The 19024-nt window shown below is 45.7% G+C and carries 9 protein-coding genes; 7 read left to right on the top strand and 2 right to left on the bottom strand.

From position 1 onward, the window contains the following. Positions 1 to 192: 192 nt before the first annotated feature. From RDN93_RS01360 to lpxA, 5 genes are all read left to right on the top strand, one after another. Complete coding sequence (locus RDN93_RS01360; protein WP_308743882.1) at positions 193 to 3300, top strand: glycoside hydrolase family 2 TIM barrel-domain containing protein; 3108 nt, start codon at positions 193 to 195, stop codon at positions 3298 to 3300. A 191-nt stretch (positions 3301 to 3491) separates the two neighbouring features. Further along, on the top strand, positions 3492 to 4667 hold the full coding sequence (locus tag RDN93_RS01355) for an efflux RND transporter periplasmic adaptor subunit (RefSeq protein ID WP_308743940.1): 1176 nt from the start codon (positions 3492 to 3494) through the stop codon (positions 4665 to 4667). A 16-nt stretch (positions 4668 to 4683) separates the two neighbouring features. Further along, positions 4684 to 8118: an efflux RND transporter permease subunit gene (locus RDN93_RS01350; protein ID WP_308743881.1), complete on the top strand. Its 3435-nt coding sequence runs from the start codon at positions 4684 to 4686 to the stop codon at positions 8116 to 8118. An 11-nt stretch (positions 8119 to 8129) separates the two neighbouring features. Beyond that, positions 8130 to 9521, top strand: a complete 1392-nt coding sequence (locus RDN93_RS01345) for a TolC family protein (protein WP_308743880.1) — start codon at positions 8130 to 8132, stop codon at positions 9519 to 9521. Positions 9522 to 9539: 18 nt separating this feature from the next. Next, on the top strand, positions 9540 to 10310 hold the full coding sequence (gene lpxA, locus RDN93_RS01340; protein ID WP_308743879.1) for an acyl-ACP--UDP-N-acetylglucosamine O-acyltransferase: 771 nt from the start codon (positions 9540 to 9542) through the stop codon (positions 10308 to 10310). Positions 10311 to 10420: 110 nt separating this feature from the next. Here the strand turns inward: lpxA and RDN93_RS01335 are convergent, their stop codons facing one another. After that, on the bottom strand, positions 10421 to 11062 hold the full coding sequence (locus RDN93_RS01335; RefSeq protein ID WP_308743878.1) for a carbohydrate-binding family 9-like protein: 642 nt from the start codon (positions 11060 to 11062) through the stop codon (positions 10421 to 10423). Positions 11063 to 11173: 111 nt separating this feature from the next. Here RDN93_RS01335 and RDN93_RS01330 point away from each other — a divergent pair, with 111 nt between their 5' ends. After that, entirely contained in the window at positions 11174 to 15232 is a 4059-nt protein-coding gene (locus RDN93_RS01330; protein ID WP_308743877.1) for a two-component regulator propeller domain-containing protein, read from the top strand. 172 nt (positions 15233 to 15404) lie between these two features. After that, positions 15405 to 16940, top strand: a complete 1536-nt coding sequence (locus RDN93_RS01325) for a sulfatase-like hydrolase/transferase (RefSeq protein WP_308743876.1) — start codon at positions 15405 to 15407, stop codon at positions 16938 to 16940. A 265-nt stretch (positions 16941 to 17205) separates the two neighbouring features. Here RDN93_RS01325 and RDN93_RS01320 read toward each other — a convergent pair whose 3' ends face one another. Next, positions 17206 to 19008, bottom strand: coding sequence for an alpha-L-fucosidase (locus tag RDN93_RS01320; RefSeq protein WP_308743875.1), 1803 nt, complete (start codon positions 19006 to 19008; stop codon positions 17206 to 17208). Positions 19009 to 19024: the final 16 nt, after the last annotated feature.

The raw sequence follows: 19024 nt of genomic DNA, 5'->3' as shown, positions 1-19024 counted from the left end.
ACGTGAGATACAGTTTCTACTTTTAGACAGAACAGTATCTCACGTCTTTTTTATTTCCATAAGCATAGATTAATACCGACAACATGCTTAATTTATTAAAAACTAGCCTTAATTGAATGATTTTTTGCCCTTCACTCATTAAAATAATCCTTATCTTTGGCTCCCGAAATTCAAACCTAATACAAAAAACCCATGAAGAAACAACTACTCTCCTGCTGCTTGGCTGCATTGGGACTGACAGCAATTCAAGCGCAAAGCTTCAATGAGTGGAAAGACCCGGAAGTGAATTCCGTAAACCGCTCCGCTATGCACACTAACTACTTTGCTTACACATCGGCTGATGAAGCTAAAGCCGGTATCAAAGAAAATTCCGCGAATTTCATGACTCTGAACGGTCTTTGGAAATTCAACTGGGTGAGACATGCCGAAGCACGTCCGACCGACTTTTACCAGACTAATTTCAACGACAAAGGCTGGGACGACCTTCAAGTGCCCGGCGTATGGGAACTGAACGGCTATGGCGACCCTATCTATGTAAATGTAGGATATGCCTGGAGAAGCCAGTTCAAGAACAATCCGCCGTACGTTCCGACAGAAAACAATCATGTAGGCTCTTACCGGAAAGAAATCATCGTTCCTGCCGACTGGAAAGGAAAAGAGATTTTTGCCCATTTCGGTTCGGTCACTTCCAATATGTACCTTTGGGTGAACGGACGCTATGTAGGATATAGCGAAGACAGCAAACTGGAAGCCGAATTCAACCTGACCAGCTATCTGAAACCGGGTAAGAATGTGATTGCTTTCCAGGTATTCCGCTGGTGTGACGGCAGTTACCTGGAAGACCAGGACTTCTTCCGCTACTCCGGTGTAGGACGTGATTGCTATCTTTACGCACGCGACAAGAAATATATTCAGGACATTCGTGTAACGCCCGATTTGGACAGCCAATATAAAGATGCTACGCTGAATATCGCTGTTGACCTGAAAGGAAACGGCACAGTGGTTTTAGACCTGACAGATGCCCAAGGCAACAGTGTAGCTACCGCCGACCTAAAAGGTTCAGGCAAGCTGAACACCACACTGAATATCTCCAATCCTGCCAAATGGACGGCTGAAACGCCTAACCTTTATACACTGACTGCTACCCTGAAAAACGGCAACAGCACAGTAGAGGTAATTCCTGTGAAGGTTGGTTTCCGCAAGATTGAATTGAAAGGCGGACAGATACTCGTTAACGGCCAGCCGGTACTCTTCAAGGGAGCCGACCGCCACGAAATGGATCCGGACGGCGGTTATGTAGTTTCCCTCGAACGTATGCTGCAAGATATCAAAGTCATGAAAGAACTTAATATCAACGCCGTACGTACCTGCCACTACCCGGACGACAACCGTTGGTATGACCTTTGCGACCAATACGGTATCTATGTAGTAGCCGAAGCCAACGTGGAATCTCATGGTATGGGATATGGAGACCAGACACTGGCAAAGAACCCCAGTTACGCCAAAGCTCATATGGAACGTAACCAGCGCAACGTACAACGCAGCTACAACCACCCGTCTATCATCTTCTGGTCACTGGGTAATGAAGCCGGCATGGGACCGAACTTTGAGAAATGTTACACTTGGATTAAAAACGAAGACAAGACACGTGCAGTACAGTATGAACAAGCACGTACCAGCGAATTTACAGACATCTATTGCCCGATGTATCTAGGTTATGAAGGTTGTATCAAATATTGCGAAGGCGATATTCAAAAACCGTTGATTCAGTGCGAATATGCACACGCTATGGGTAATTCACAAGGCGGATTCAAAGAATACTGGGACATCATCCGCAAGTATCCGAAATACCAAGGCGGATTTATCTGGGACTTTGTAGACCAGTCTTGCCACTGGAAGAACAAAGACGGAGTAGATATTTACGGCTATGGCGGCGACTTCAACAAATATGACGGTTCGGACAACAACTTCAACGACAACGGCTTAATCAGCCCTGACCGCGTGCCTAATCCGCATGCTTACGAAGTAGCTTATTTCTACCAGGACATCTGGACTACTCCTGCCGACCTCGCTAAAGGTGAAATCAACATCTTCAACGAAAACTTCTTCCGCGACCTGTCTTCATACTACATGGAATGGCAATTACTGGCAAACGGGGAAGTGATGCAGACAGGCATTGTATCCGACCTGAAAGTAGCGCCTCAACAAACTGTAAAAGTGCAGCTTCCGATTGACACGAAGAATATCTGTCCTTGCAAGGAACTGCTGCTCAACGTCAGCTATAAACTGAAAGCCGCAGAAACATTGTTGCCGGCAGGAACTACCGTCGCTTATGACCAGTTAAGTATCCGCGACTACAAAGCACCGGAACTCAAACTGGAAAACGTACAAACCACCAATCTTGCAATCACCGTGCCCAGTATCCTGGACAACGACCGTTACTACTTGATTGTTAAAGGTGAAAACTTCTCCATGGATTTCAACAAGCAAAACGGCTACCTCTGCCGCTATGACGTGAATGGCATGCAGATGATGGAAGATGGCAGCGAACTGACTCCCAACTTCTGGCGTGCGCCGACCGACAACGATTTCGGAGCAGGCTTACAACGCAAATATGCGGTTTGGAAGAACCCGGAACTGAAACTTACGTCTCTGAAACACGGCATCGAAAACGACCAGGCTGTGGTTCGTGCAGAATACGACATGAAATCGGTAGGCGGCAAGTTATTCCTCACTTATACTATCAATAATAAGGGAGCAGTGAAGGTTACCCAGAAAATGGTAGCCGACAAGAGCAAGAAAGTTTCTGAAATGTTCCGTTTTGGCATGCAACTTCGTATGCCTCTTACTTTCAACGAGATAGAATATTACGGACGCGGTCCGGGCGAGAACTACTCCGACCGTAACCACGGCGCCATGATAGGTAAATACCGCCAGACGGTAGAAGAGCAATTCTATCCGTATATCCGTCCGCAGGAAACCGGAACGAAAACTGATATCCGCTGGTGGAGACTGCTGAACATCGGAGGTAACGGTTTGCAGTTCGTTTCTGAAGCTCCGTTCTCTGCTTCTGCACTGAACTACACTATCGAATCACTGGATGACGGTGATGCAAAAGACCAACGTCACTCGCCGGAAGTTGAAAAAGCAAACTTTACAAACTTCTGCATTGACAAAGTACAGACAGGGTTGGCATGCGTCAACAGTTGGGGAGCTATACCGTTAGAAAAGTATCGTCTTCCTTATCAGGATTATGAATTCAGTTTCATCATGTCACCCGTATCGCATAAACTGAAGTAATGAAGTAAAAAACATAGTTAAAAAACACGGTATCAGAGTACAAGAATACCGAAATTACTGTACTTTTGCAGCCGGAAACTGATTTCACAGAATTAGTTTCCGGCTTTCATTCCTTAAATCCCCCCTTTATACAAGAGAATGACACACGTGCAACAAAACGCATAATTTTAAAAAACAGATAAATGAGAAGTATGAAAAGTAGAATTGTTTTATTTGCATTTTGCTTGGCCCTTCTGTCCAGTTGCGGCAATAAGGGTAATGACACCGGAAAAGTCCCAGAATATGCAGTACAAGAATTACAGAAGTCAACTGCAAATTTAACGACAGCTTATCCAGCTACCATTAAAGGTAAACAAGATGTAGAGATCCGTCCGCAAGTGTCCGGCTTCATCACCAAACTGTGTGTTGACGAAGGAGCAAGTGTACACAAAGGACAAGTTTTGTTCATTGTCGACCCGACTCAATATGAAGCAGCCGTACGTACTGCCAAAGCAGCCGTTGCTACAGCCGAAGCAGCCGTACGCACCCAACAAATCACAGTGGATAACAAACGCGAGCTGAACAAGAAAAACATCATCAGTGACTACGACCTGTCAATGGCCGAAAATACATTGGCACAGTCTCAGGCACAATTGGCCCAAGCACAGGCACAGTTGACTTCTGCTCAGCAGAACCTCTCTTTCACACAGGTGAAAAGCCCTTCTGACGGGGTTATCAACAATATCCCTTATCGTTTGGGAGCATTGGTCAGCCCTTCTATCGCTACGCCGATGACTACCGTTTCTGAAATTGATGAAGTATATGTATATTTCTCTATGACAGAAAAAGAGCTGTTGGCAATGACCAAGTCCGGAAGCACTATCAAAGAAGAAATCAGCAAAATACCGGCTATCAAATTGCAGTTGATCGACGGTACTGAATATAATATTGAAGGTAAAGTGGATGCAATCACAGGGGTTATCGACCAGACTACCGGTTCTGTAAGTATGCGCGCTATCTTCCCGAACAAAGAACACATCCTACGTAGTGGCGGTACGGCAAACGTGCTGATTCCTTACACAATGGAAAATGTTATCAGCATTCCGCAGTCTGCAACAGTAGAAATCCAGGATAAAAAGTTCGTTTACGTCCTGCAACCGGACAACACCGTGAAATATACGGAAATCGGTATCTTCAACCTGGATAACGGGAAAGAATATCTCGTTACTTCCGGTTTGAACGCAGGAGACAAAATTATCATCGAAGGTGTGCAGAGCCTCAAGAACGGTCAGGTTATACAACCTATCACACCGGCTCAGAAAGAAGCGAACTATCAACAGCACTTGAAAGACCAACGCGAAGGGAATTTAGCTACTGCTTTCAATTAATAACTTAGATAATCGTATGAAATTAGATAAATTTATTAACCGTCCGGTACTATCAACAGTTATTTCTATCTTGATAGTAATCTTGGGTGCTATCGGACTGGCAACACTGCCTATCACCCAGTATCCGGACATCGCGCCCCCTACTGTGTCTGTGAAGGCCACTTATACGGGTGCCAGTGCATCAACCGTATTGAACTCCGTGATTGCTCCGCTGGAGGAACAAATCAATGGTGTGGAAAATATGATGTATATGACCTCTAACGCATCCAACACAGGTGCCGGTGATATATCCATCTATTTTAAACAGGGAACAGATCCGGATATGGCTGCCGTCAACGTGCAGAACCGTGTTTCTATGGCACAGGGATTACTGCCTGCCGAAGTTACCAAAGTCGGTGTGACAACTCAGAAACGCCAGACTTCCATGCTGGTGGTATTCTCTCTTTATGACGAAACCGATACGTATACAGAAGCGTTTATCGAGAACTACGCAAAAATCAACCTGATTCCGCAAGTTCAGCGTGTGCCGGGTGTGGGTGACGCCTCTGTGATGGGACAGGACTACTCCATGCGTATCTGGCTGCGTCCGGACGTGATGGCTCAATACAAGCTGGTGCCGGGTGACGTATCCGCAGCATTGGCAGAGCAGAACGTGGAAGCTGCTCCGGGACAATTCGGTGAACGCAGTAACCAGACTTTCCAATATACCATCCGTTACAAAGGACGTCTGCAACAGCCGGAAGAGTTCGAAAATATCGTCATCAAATCTTTGCCCGACGGCGAAGTGCTTCGTCTGAATGATATTGCCGAAATCCAACTGGACCGTTTGGGATATAACTTTACCAACCGCGTAAACGGACATAAGGCTGTAACCTGTATCGTTTATCAGATGGCAGGAACAAATGCGACACAAACTATCAGTGACATCCAGGTGTTACTGGATGAAGCGTCCAAATCACTGCCGGCCGGCCTGAAGATAAACGTTTCCATGAATGCCAACGACTTCTTGTTCGCTTCTATCCATGAGGTATTGAAAACATTGTTCGAGGCATTTATCCTGGTATTTATCGTAGTATATATCTTCTTGCAGGACTTACGTTCTACATTGATTCCGACTATTGCCATCCCGGTAGCTCTTATCGGTACTTTCTTCATTCTGTCTCTGGTAGGATTCAGTTTGAACTTGCTGACGTTATGTGCGCTTGTGCTCGCCATTGCGATTGTGGTCGATGATGCCATTGTGGTCGTCGAGGGTGTACACGCCAAGCTAGACCAAGGTTACACATCCGCCCGTCTGGCTTCCATCGACGCAATGAATGAGTTGGGTGGTGCTATCGTATCCATTACGCTGGTCATGATGGCTGTGTTCGTTCCGGTAAGTTTCATGGGAGGAACGGCAGGAACATTCTACCGCCAGTTTGGTATGACAATGGCCATCGCCATCGGTCTGTCCGCCCTGAACGCCTTGACATTAAGTCCCGCCTTGTGTGCCGTTCTTCTGAAACCGCATAAGCAGGAAGGTGAAGGTTCCGAAGAGGTTCCTCCATTGAATGAGCGTATGAAAACAGCCTATAAAGCGGCTCATACAACGATGATAAACAGATATACCGAAGCTATCGGAAAGATGTTGCATCCGGGAATCACACTCACATTCACGCTTGTTGTCATCCTCGGTATGATTTTCGGGTTCTTCAATATCAACCCGATAGTTACCGCCATCCTCATACTTCTCAGTATTCTGGCACTAATCGGAATGAGCACGAAGAAATTCAAGAACAGTTTCAATGATACCTATGAATCTATCCTGAAACGGTATAAGAAACGCGTACTGTTCTTCATCCAGAAGAAGTGGTTGTCCATGGGACTGGTCGTTGCTTCCATCGTATTGCTTATGTTCTTCATGAACACTACTCCGACAGGTATGGTGCCAAACGAAGATACCGGTACACTAATGGGAGCTGTAACCTTGCCGCCGGGTACGTCACAAGACCGCTCGGAAGAGATTCTGGCACGTGTAGACAGCCTGATTGCCGCCGATCCTGCCGTATCTTCACGTACACTGATTTCCGGCTTCAGTTTCATCGGTGGACAGGGACCGTCCTACGGTTCTTTCATCATCAAACTGAAAGACTGGGACGAGCGTTCGATGATACAGAACTCTGACGTTGTGGTGGGTTCTTTATATATGCGTGCACAGAAAGTCATCAAGGAAGCACAGGTATTGTTCTTTGCTCCGCCGATGATTCCGGGTTATTCGGCATCTACGGATATTGAAGTGAATATGCAGGATAAGACGGGTGGCGACCTGAACAAGTTCTTCGATGTAGTCAACGACTATACCGCCGCACTGGAAGCCCGTCCTGAAATCAATTCGGCAAAAACAACGTTCAACCCGAATTTCCCGCAATATATGATTGATATTGATGCGGCAGCTTGTAAGAAGGCAGGTATCAGCCCAAGTGACATCCTTACTACCATGCAGGGATATTACGGTGGTCTGTATGCGTCCAACTTCAACCGTTTCGGTAAGATGTACCGTGTAATGATTCAGTCGGACCCGTTATCACGCAAGAACCTGGAATCCTTGAAGAATATCAAGGTTCGTAACAGTGCCGGAGAAATGGCTCCTATCTCTCAATTCATCACTATCGATAAGGTATATGGTCCGGATATCATCAGCCGTTTCAACCTCTACACTTCTATGAAAGTGATGGTGGCTCCTGCCAGTGGTTATACATCAGGTCAGGCATTGACTGCATTGGCGGAAGTAGCCAGCCAGAACCTTCCGACCGGTTACACCTACGAACTGGGTGGTATGGCACGTGAAGAAGCGCAGAGCAGTGGTAGTGCTACCGGATTGATTTTCATCCTCTGCTTCGTATTCGTTTACCTGTTGCTGAGTGCGCAGTACGAAAGTTACATACTTCCGTTGGCCGTGTTGCTATCCGTTCCGTTCGGTCTGTTAGGCAGCTTCCTGTTTGTGAACGGAGTGAGTGCTATCGGTAATATTTCGATGCTGAAGATGATTCTCGGTACGATGTCCAACAATATCTATATGCAGATTGCGTTAATTATGTTGATGGGGCTGTTGGCGAAGAACGCCATCCTGATTGTAGAGTTCGCCCTCGACCGTCGTAAGATGGGTATGAGTATCACATGGGCAGCCGTATTGGGTGCCGGTGCCCGTCTCCGTCCGATCCTGATGACCTCCCTGGCGATGGTAGTCGGTCTGCTTCCGTTGATGTTTGCCTTCGGTGTAGGTGCTCATGGTAACCGCACACTGGGTACTGCTTCTATCGGCGGTATGTTAATCGGTATGATCTGCCAGATTTTCATCGTTCCTGTCTTGTTTGTTATCTTCCAGTATCTGCAAGAAAAAGTGAAACCGATGGAATGGGAAGATATCGACAATACAGATGCCGTAACAGAGATTGAACAATACGCTAAATAATGAAATTCGATATGAAGAAACAGATTCTATATATGTTGTGCGCAACTGCTCTCCTAAGCAGTTGCCACATCTATAAGTCGTATGACAGACCCGAAGATATTACCACTTCCGGGCTGTATCGTGATCCGGTGTCGGATAATGATACACTGGCTTCGGATACAACCAACTTCGGTAATCTGCCGTGGAGAGAAGTCTTCACCGACCCACAACTCCAGTCTCTCATCGAGGCGGGACTGAACCAAAATACTGACCTCTTGTCTGCTGCACAGAATGTAAAAGCGGCAGAAGCGTCCTTGATGTCGGCCCGCCTGGCTTATGCTCCGTCACTGGGCTTGTCCCCGCAAGGAACTATCAGCAGTTTCGACAAGAATGCAGCTACAAAAACTTATTCATTGCCCGTCACTGCTAGCTGGCAAGTCGATTTGTTCGGCCAGTTGCTGAACTCCAAACGGAATGCGCAGGTTACACTGAAACAAATGAAGGCTTACCGACAGGCAGTACAGACGCAGGTTATCTCCAACATCGCCAATATGTATTATACATTAATGATGTTGGACCGCCAACTGGAAATAACCAAAGCTACGGCTGAAATTCTGAAAAAGAATGCCGAAACAATGGAAGCAATGAAAGACGCCGCTATGTACAACATCAACTCAGCAGGAGTTGAACAGAGCAAAGCTGCTTATGCACAAGTACTTGCCACCATCCCGGACATAGCACAGAGTATCCGTGAAACGGAAAATGCCCTGTCTACCTTCTTGGGAGAAGCTCCTCACGCCATCAAACGCGGCGTACTGGAAGCACAAGTACTCCCGACGGAACTTTCCGCAGGTGTACCTATCCAGTTGTTGTCCAACCGACCTGACGTAAAAGCAGCCGAAATGTCATTGGCAAACTGCTATTATAATACAAACTCGGCACGTGCCGCTTTCTACCCGCAAATCACGCTCAGTGGTTCGGCAGGATGGACAAACAGCGCCGGAAGCGCAATTGTCAATCCGGGCAAGTTATTGGCTTCCGCCATCGGTTCACTGACCCAGCCGCTATTCTACCGCGGACAGAATATCGCCCGCCTGAAAGCAGCCAAAGCACAGGAAGAACAAGCTAAGCTGTCCTTCCAGCAAACACTTTTAAACGCCGGAAGTGAAGTCAGCAATGCGCTGAGTTTATACCAGAAAAACAGCGAAAAGGTAGAATCCCGCCGGATGCAGGTAGAATCTGCCAAGAAAGCTTCGGAAGATACAAAAGAATTATTTAACTTAGGGACTTCAACCTATCTGGAAGTACTGTCCGCACAACAATCTTACCTGAGCGCACAAATTTCTCAGGTTTCCGATTGCTTTGACCAGATGCAGGCCGTAGTAAGCCTTTATCAGGCACTGGGTGGTGGAAGAGAAAAATAACTTTAAACATATACTATTATGATTAGTCCGTTAGCTTATGTAGACCCCGAAGCCAAATTAGGCAAGAACGTAACTGTCCTGCCGTTTGCCTACATCGAAAAGAATGTGGAAATCGGAGATGACTGTGTCATCATGTCTTATGCCAGTATCCTGCAAGGCACTAAAATGGGAAAAGGAAACAAAATCCATCAGAACGCAGTCCTGGGAGCGGAACCGCAAGATTTCCACTATACGGGAGAAGAAAGCAGTCTGATTATCGGTGACAATAATGATATTCGTGAAAATGTAGTCATCAGCCGCGCTACTTTTGCCGGCAACGCTACTAAAATAGGAAACGGAAATTACTTGATGGATAAAGTGCATCTCTGCCATGATGTGCAGATAAACAATAACTGTGTGGTAGGCATAGGCACCACTATCGCAGGTGAATGTACGCTGGACGACTGCGTTATCCTGAGCGGTAATGTCACCCTGCATCAATATTGCCACATCGGTAGCTGGACGCTGGTACAAAGCGGATGCCGTATCTCCAAAGATGTACCGCCGTATGTTATCATGTCCGGCAATCCGGTAGCATATCACGGAGTGAATGCCGTAGTCCTGTCGCAACACCGCAACACGTCGGAGAGAATCCTGCGCCACATCGCCAACGCTTACCGCTTGATTTATCAAGGTAATTTCAGCGTTCAGGATGCTGTACAAAAGATTATCGACCAAGTGCCGATGAGCGAGGAAATCGAGACAATCGTCAACTTCGTGAAAAACTCGGAAAGAGGTATCGTGAAATAAACAAAGTTACTTTCCATATAGAGTAAGGGTGATGCAAAAGAAAAGCGTCACCCTTCTTTTTTACAGACAGATGACGCTCTATAACTTATGCCCGTCCCGAAGGCGGATAATTATTCAAATTCCAGTGTACCGAAGAAGTCGGGACGATGAAAGTCCGGTTTCTCTATTTCTATCGGGTTCCACGAAAGAAAATGAGGGGTCTGCAATTCATCGCCACATTTATAGAAATTGGCTTTCAGCTCCTTTCCATCAAGTGAATCAATCTGATGTTTGAAGAACACAGCATAAGGGATAATCAGAGCGACTTCCCAGTTTGTCTCTTCAACGCGTTCCTCAAAAGGCGCATTGCCCAGGCTGGACCAGCGTTGCACAAGAGCTGTCACCTCCTTCGGAGCGTGCTCACGACCGTTACGGGCAGGGCCGGCACCAATCAGAATTGTCCCGATGCAGTTGCACTCTATATTATAATAGACTCCGTCACCAGCCGGTATAGAAAAAAATTCTACACAGGAATCAGTCCATACAGAACCGTTATCTTCACCATACCTGGCACGCACACTCTCTTCTTTTACTTTAAAATGCAACAAAATAGAGTCCTGCGTGTGAGCTATACGAAAATTCACTTTGGGTTTGTAGGGATATTCAGCCCAGTTGACACACTGAATGGCCTGAAAATCTATTTTTTCTTCATCGAATAATTTAGGAAGCGAGCAAGCCTCCACGTTAGCCGCACTAATTTTCTTTACTTTCATATTTCTTTCGTTTGAATGATACAAATATAGTTACTTTCTTCTAATAAGGTTCACAGAAATGAAATAAAAACAATATATTTGCCAATAGTAATACCTTAAAAGAACGAATTAGTGAGAAAAATAACTCTTTTATTTCTACTATTTTTAAGCGTAGCCGCTATCCGTACGCAAAGTCAAAACATTACTTTCAATCATTTGACCACGGATGACGGACTTTCACAGTTCTCTGTCAACAGCCTGTATATCGATGAACAGGGAATTATATGGATCGGCACACGCGAGGGACTAAACCGGTATAACGGTAACGACATTAAAAGTTTTAAACTCAAGAAGAACGACCCGAACAGCCTGTTCAGCAATACAGTGCTGCGCATCACCGGAAATAAGAACGGGAAAGTATACCTGCTCTGCACCGACGGTGTGGCTGAATTTGATCTGGCAACCCAAAAGTTCAAGACATTGCTTCAAGGTAATGTAGATGCTATTTATTTTAAGGAGAAATTATATATAGGTAAAAGGGAAGAAGTCTTTGTATATAATGAAAATACAGGCAATTTCGACCTTTTCTATCATCTTGCCGGAAAGAATATCACTCTGTCCTGCCTGCATCTGGATAAAAACAAGAATCTATGGATGGGAACTACCGGTAATGGCGTTTACTGCCTGTCGGAAAGCAAAACACTTTCGCAGCCTGTCAGCAAAGGTAATATAACCAGTATCTATGAGGATTCTTCCAAGGAGTTATGGATAGGTAGCTGGGAAGAAGGACTTTACCACATAAAAACGGACGGAAGTATTGAAAACCTCCACCATGACTCTATGAATCCGAACAGTCTCTGTTCCAATTTTGTCAGAAGCTGTTGCGAAGATAACTCCGGAGATTTGTGGATAGGAACATTCAACGGGCTGAACCGGTATGACAGACGCACAGGCAAGTTTCATCTCTACACTGCCAACGACAACAGTCCCGACGGACTCACCCACTCTTCTATCTGGTGTATCGTAAAAGACAAACAGGGGACGCTTTGGCTGGGAACTTATTTCGGTGGAGTGAATTACTTCAATCCCGAATATGAGATCTATACCCGCTATAAAGTGGGAGACACGGAGAAGGAAGGTCTGAGTAGCCCTATCGTCGGAAGAATGACGGAAGACAAAGATGGCAATCTGTGGATTTGTACCGAAGGGGGCGGTGTAAACGTTTACGACCGGATAAATAACACATACCGCTGGTACCGTCACGAAGAAGGGAAGAACAGTATTTCGCACAACAATGTGAAGGCTATCTATTACGACCGTGCTAATGAAATTATGTGGATTGGCACGCATCTGGGCGGACTGAACAAACTCGACCTGCGTACCAACCGTTTCACCGTCTACCGGATGAAGGTGGGCGACTCAACTTCATTGCCGTCGGATATTGTACGTGATATTGTGCCGTACAAAGATAAACTGGTGATTGCCACACAGAACGGTATCTGCCTGTTCAGCCCGGCAACAGGTACTTGTGAACAACTCTTCAAGGAAACCAAAGCGGGCAGAAATATCAGTATGGTAGCCAGTCTCTGTTTCGACAAAGACGGTACTCTATGGATTGCAGCTACCGGAGAAGGCGTTTACTCCTATCGGTTCGACACCAACACACTCACCAATTACGCGCATAATCCGGCTGTCCCGAATAGCCTCAGCAACAACAATATCAACAATATCATGCAGGATAGCAACGGAAACCTGTGGTTCTCGACTTCCGGCAGCGGATTAGACCGTTATCGCAAAGAGAGCAATGATTTCGAAAATTTCGATGTACAGAAAGATGGCTTGTCCAGTGACTGTATATACGAAGTATTCGAATCTTCCATTCAGAAAGGAGATTTATTGCTGATAACCAATCAAGGCTTCTCGCAATTCAACTATCCGAGCAAGAAGTTCTATAACTATGGTACGGAAAACGGATTCCCGCTGACTGCTGTCAATGAGAATGCGCTGTTTGTCACGCGTGATGGAGAAGTATTTCTAGGCGGTATTCAGGGAATGATTTCTTTTTGGGAAAAGAAATTCCATTTTACCCCGAAATCCTATAATATCATCCTTTCCCGCCTGCTGGTCAACGGAAGGGAAGTTACCCCCGGAGATGAAACCGGCATCCTGAAGCAGTCGCTCTGCCACACACCGGAGATTAGCCTGAAAGCGAATCAGTCGATGTTCACCATCGAATACGCCACCTCCAACTTCATTCCTGCCAACAAAGACGAAATTCTCTATCGTCTGGAAGGTTTCTCCGACGAATGGAATCATACATATCGCAAACAGACACTCATCACCTATACGAACCTGAATCCGGGCAAGTACACACTCGTCATCAAATCACAGCGGGACGGAATTAAAGAAGCCAAACTTCTTATAATAGTACTTCCTTCCTGGTATGAGACGTGGTGGGCTTACCTGATTTATACCATTGTCACAATCAGTCTGTTGTGGTATCTTATTCAGAACTATAATTCACGAATCAAACTCCGCGAGTCTTTGAAATACGAAAAGAAACACATCGAGGACCTGGAGGCACTGAACCAGTCGAAGCTGCGTTTCTTCACAAACATCTCGCATGAGTTCCGCACGCCGTTAACACTTATCGTGGGACAAGTGGAAACTCTGCTGCAAGTACAAACATTTACCCCAAGTATATATAATAAGGTATTGGGAATCTACAAGAACAGCATCCAACTGCGGGAACTGATTACCGAGTTGCTAGACTTCCGCAAACAGGAACAAGGGCACATGAAAATTAAGGTAAGCAAGCACAACCTGGTAGACTTCCTGTACGAGAATTATCTGCTCTTCCTTGAATATGCCAGCAGCAAGCAGATTAACTTCAAGTTCAACAAGCAGAAAGATGTCATTGAAGTATGGTATGACCAAAAGCAGATGCAGAAGGTAGTCAATAATCTATTATCCAACGCATTAAAACATACGAAAGCGGAAGATACCATTTCCATCAACGTTTCGCAGGAGCAAGACCATGCCATCATTGAAATAAAGGACACCGGTACAGGCATCGCCACCGCAGAAATAGACAAGATTTTCGACCGGTTCTATCAGACCGAACTACTGAATTCACTGAATACCGGTGCCGGAACAGGTATCGGGCTGGCTCTGACAAAAGGTATCGTCGAGCTTCACCACGGCACTATCCGCGTAGAAAGCGAGCCGGGCAAGGGAAGCAGCTTCATCATCACCCTGAAACTAGGTAAACAGCATTTTGCCGAGGAACAGATAGCACAAAGCGATACGGATACTACTATTCAGGAGACAGAATCTTTCGTGCCTTCAGCAGAAATAGTATCTGAATCGGAATGGAAAGAAGAAGACAACAAGCGGATTGAAGATGCCAAGATGCTGATTGTGGAAGATAATGAGTCTATCAAGCAGATGTTAGTCGGTATTTTTGAGACATTCTATCAAGTCAGTACCGCTTCCGATGGAGAAGAAGCACTGGAAATGGTAAAGAAAGATATGCCGAGCATTATCCTAAGTGATGTTGTGATGCCACGTATGTCCGGCACGGAGCTTTGCAAGCGGATTAAGACGGATTTCGACACGTGCCATATTCCGATTGTGCTGTTAACGGCGCGCACTGCAATAGAGCATAATATTGAAGGATTGAAAATCGGTGCGGACGACTATATCACGAAACCGTTCAATACCAATCTCCTGATTTCCCGTTGCAACAACCTGGTAAATTCCCGCCGGTTGCTACAGGAAAAATTCAGCAAACAGCCCCAGGCTTTCGCACAGATGCTGGCTACCAATCCGATGGATAAGGAAATGCTGGATCGAGCAATGGCTATTATCGAACAGCACCTTGATAATACAGACTTCAACGTCAATATCTTCGCACGGGAAATGGGTATGGCGCGCACAAACTTGTTTACCAAGTTAAAAGCGGTGACAGGACAGACACCGAATGACTTTATCCTGAGCATACGTCTCAAGAAAGGAGCTGTCATGTTACGGAATAATCCGGAACTGAATATCACGGAGATTTCCGACCGGATCGGATTCTCCTCTTCACGCTATTTCAGCAAATGCTTCAAGGAGATTTACCATGTCAGTCCGCTGGCTTACCGTAAAGGTGAGGAGAAGGAAGAAGGAGAAGAAGAGGCAGAACAATAACTCTCATTATCAAATAATTATGCATTAAGCAGACACTGCTGTGCCAAAGGAAATATTCTCCAATTGGTACAGCAGTGTACAATTTTGCACTTCACTTGTACGTTACTACTCATTCATATTTCTCCAACCATTTATCTTTGTGCATCTAATATCACCTCTAAAATACAACATTATGAGAAACGTTTCACGTCTACTTCCGTTATTGCCCGGCATCGCGATGCTGACCGGATGCAACCACGCAGCCCAAAAGAGCAATAGACAAAACGGTCAAAAGCCCAACATTATTTATATATTCGCAGACGACCTCGGCATCGGCGACCTGAGCTGCTATGGAGCAACTAAAGTGAGCACTCCTAATATTGACCGACTGGCAGGACAGGGAGTACAATTCACCAATGCTTATGCCACCTCAGCCACCAGTACCCCTTCCCGTTTCGGGCTCCTGACCGGTATGTATCCCTGGAGACAAGAGAACACCGGTATTGCTCCGGGAAACTCGGAACTTATCATTGACACAGCCTGTGTCACAATGGCCGATATGTTGAAAGATGCCGGTTACGCTACCGGTGCAGTCGGCAAATGGCATCTGGGACTGGGTCCGAAAGGCGGCACCGACTTCAACAGCCCAATCAGCCCGAACACACAAAGCATCGGATTCGACTATGAATTTATCATCCCCGCAACCGTAGACCGCGTCCCCTGTGTATTTGTAGAAAACGGTCGTGTAGTAGGTCTTGACCCTAACGACCCTATCACCGTCAGCTACGACCATAAGGTAGGCGACTGGCCTACGGGAGAAGAAAACCCGGAACTTGTGAAGCTGAAACCCAGCCAAGGGCACAATAATACCATCATTAACGGTATCCCCCGTATCGGCTGGATGACCGGCGGGAAGTCCGCCCTCTGGAAGGATGAGGATATTGCCGACATCATCACTGATAAAGCAAAGAATTTTATAGCTTCCCATCAGGAAGAACCTTTCTTCTTATATATGGGTACACAAGACGTACATGTCCCCCGTATCCCCCACCCGCGCTTCGCCGGAAAGAGCGGGCTCGGAACCCGTGGCGATGTCATCCTGCAACTGGACTGGACCATCGGAGAAATCATGCACACACTGGACAGCCTCAACATCGCCGACAACACGATCCTTATCTTCACCAGCGACAACGGCCCTGTTATTGACGATGGCTATCAGGATCATGCTTACGAACTGCTCAACGGACATACCCCGATGGGAATCTACCGCGGCGGTAAATACAGTGCTTATGAAGCAGGTACACGCATCCCGTTCATCGTACGCTGGCCCGCCAAAGTAAAGCCAAACAAACAACAGGCCCTTTTCTCTCAAATCGACGTATATGCATCGCTTGCCTCTCTCCTGAACCAACCTCTGCGAGAAGGAGCGGCACCCGACAGCCAAGAACACCTGAATGTACTTTTAGGCAAGAGCAATACAGACCGTGACTATATCGTTCAGCAGAACCTGAACAACACACTCGCCATCGTAAAAGGTCAATGGAAGTACATCGAACCAAGCGACAGCCCTGCTATTGAGTTCTGGACAAAGATGGAACTAGGAAACGACAAACAACCGCAACTCTATGATTTATCGTCCGATCCATCAGAGAAAGCGAACGTAGCAAAGCAGCATCCTGATATCGTAAAAGAACTGTCTGCCTTGCTGGAAACCGTAAGAGAGAAATAAAAATATGAGAACAGTAGAATTGTATGATTTTGCACCAATCTTGAATCATTATATCCACAAGAACGGGTACAAAGTCGCTACATTTGTACAGAGTTAAACAATGAATATGCGTTACAACAAAAGCAATATATTACGCGATTTTTCTAACCTTAATTGAAAACGTTTATATAAATCAGACTTTAATCAATTTAACCCCCCAAAAGAGAGGAACCGCGAGGCCCCTCTCTTTTTTATTTTAGCACTTCCTATAAAAGTAAAGTTCCGGTTAGCGAGTCTCTTTTATAAGTTCTATTCTCATAAAACGAATATTGTTTTCACTTTCATTCTGAATATCTTCACCAAAGAATCCCAAACGGCTGAATGTTCCTGTAGAATTTACCGCAAGCTCCAGTTCTTTCGTTCCTTTCTGCCTGAAGTTCACTGTACCAACATCACTCCATGTTTCCGGATACGAATTCTGACGCACATTAGCCAATTCACCATCTTTCTGCATCAGGACAGAATTAAAGGAAGGATTGTCGTCCACTTTCAGTGTTATTTTCGCCCCTTCGGCAAATGTTCTTCTCCAGTGACGGCTGGTAAAGATTCGTACTTTATAGGCCCCCGGTTCGTCAATTTCACATTTCAACTGCAACTTGCCTGTCCCCGCATGGAAATTCTGTGTATTCCCGCCTTCTGCAATACTAAGACTCCCTTCCTTCCCCGGAATGATTTTTCCATTAGCGACAGGAATACTCACTATATTCTCATTCATATAGTTGTCCTCACTGAAGCGAACAGGAGCCTTGCACACCAACTTCACAACCGGTATTTGACCGTAATCCAGTTCAGCAGGAATCGTCAAGGCGTAATGCCCCTTATCCGATACAGGAACAGCCATACCGGAAGATAGAATCTCGGCTTTCTCCACAGGAGACAGAAGACCTTTCAATATAATACGCCTATTGAGGGGTTCGCGCAACAGATGCAGATAAATGATATTATCCTTATGTGTAGCATATCCCCAGGGAAAATTATCATTGAAAGGATTACCCGATGTTCCATAGACAGATTCTGAATTTGCCTGCATCCAGTTACCGATAAAGTTCATGATATCAACACTTGGCTGCGGTACGGTTCCATCCTCTTTCGGGCCGATATTAATCATATAGTTCACTCCACGGCTTGCACATTCTATCAGCGAACAAAGTATGTCTTTCGGACTTTTCCAATCATGGTCATTCTTCTTATACCCCCAGGTATGATTCATTGTGGCCACCATCTCTAAATCCATGTTCACACGTGAACAAGGCATTTCATTATCTCCCAATGCTCCATAATCACCCAGGTTATAACCCACGCGACCATTAATTATACATTCCGGTTGCAGTTCTCTGACTACATTTACAAATGTCTGACTTTGTTCCTTTGTCAAATCAAACGGAGTATCGTACCACAACAGATCAATCTTGCCATACCGGGTAAGTAACTCTTTCATTTGTGATAGGGCTTTTTCTTTGATATATCGGTCTAAATTGGGTTTTACCTCGGATCTTGGCTTACCATAATGCCCATCATATTCATTCTTCATAACGGCCGCATCTTCTTCCCGCCAGTCCTGTCGATGGGAATAATAGAACCCGACCTTCAATCCCTGTCTACGGCAGGCCTCTACCAACTCTTTCAAAGGGTCTCTCTTATAAGGGGTACGTTCGATATCAAAATCTGAAACGTCACTCGGATAAAGGCAGAAGCCTTCGTGATGTTTAGTCGTAAACACGATATAGCGTGCTCCTGCCTGCTTTGCCAACTTTACCCATGCATCCGGATCATAGTTGGACAAAGTGAACTTATCTGCCAGTTTCTCATATTCGCTGTTCGGCACCTTCGCAAAGTTCTGTATCCATTCGCCAATGCCATCTACTGGCTTTCCATTCCACTCTCCAGCAGCAACGGAGTAAAGTCCCCAATGGATGAACATTCCAAAGCGGCCTTCACGCCACCAATCCATATCTACCTGCTGTTTGGCTTGCCCGCACACAAACACCCAGCTTAGTAATAATGTGCCTACTAACTTTCTTAAATTCATAGTTTTGTTTTATGCT

The sequence above is a fragment of the uncultured Bacteroides sp. genome (genome assembly GCF_902491285.1).
GTDB lineage: Bacteria > Bacteroidota > Bacteroidia > Bacteroidales > Bacteroidaceae > Bacteroides.
Note: the sequence above shows the minus strand (reverse complement) of the source record. Positions and strands in the feature narration are given on the sequence as shown.

What these genes read in the sequence shown, in the direction of transcription:
- RDN93_RS01360 (WP_308743882.1), top strand. Translation starts at nt 193, where the DNA reads ATGAAGAAACAACTACTCTCCTGCTGCTTGGCTGCATTGGGACTGACA.
- RDN93_RS01355 (WP_308743940.1), top strand. Translation starts at nt 3,492, where the DNA reads ATGAAAAGTAGAATTGTTTTATTTGCATTTTGCTTGGCCCTTCTGTCC.
- RDN93_RS01350 (WP_308743881.1), top strand. Translation starts at nt 4,684, where the DNA reads ATGAAATTAGATAAATTTATTAACCGTCCGGTACTATCAACAGTTATT.
- RDN93_RS01345 (WP_308743880.1), top strand. Translation starts at nt 8,130, where the DNA reads ATGAAGAAACAGATTCTATATATGTTGTGCGCAACTGCTCTCCTAAGC.
- lpxA (WP_308743879.1), top strand. Translation starts at nt 9,540, where the DNA reads ATGATTAGTCCGTTAGCTTATGTAGACCCCGAAGCCAAATTAGGCAAG.
- RDN93_RS01335 (WP_308743878.1), bottom strand. Translation starts at nt 11,062, where the DNA reads ATGAAAGTAAAGAAAATTAGTGCGGCTAACGTGGAGGCTTGCTCGCTT.
- RDN93_RS01325 (WP_308743876.1), top strand. Translation starts at nt 15,405, where the DNA reads ATGAGAAACGTTTCACGTCTACTTCCGTTATTGCCCGGCATCGCGATG.
- RDN93_RS01320 (WP_308743875.1), bottom strand. Translation starts at nt 19,008, where the DNA reads ATGAATTTAAGAAAGTTAGTAGGCACATTATTACTAAGCTGGGTGTTT.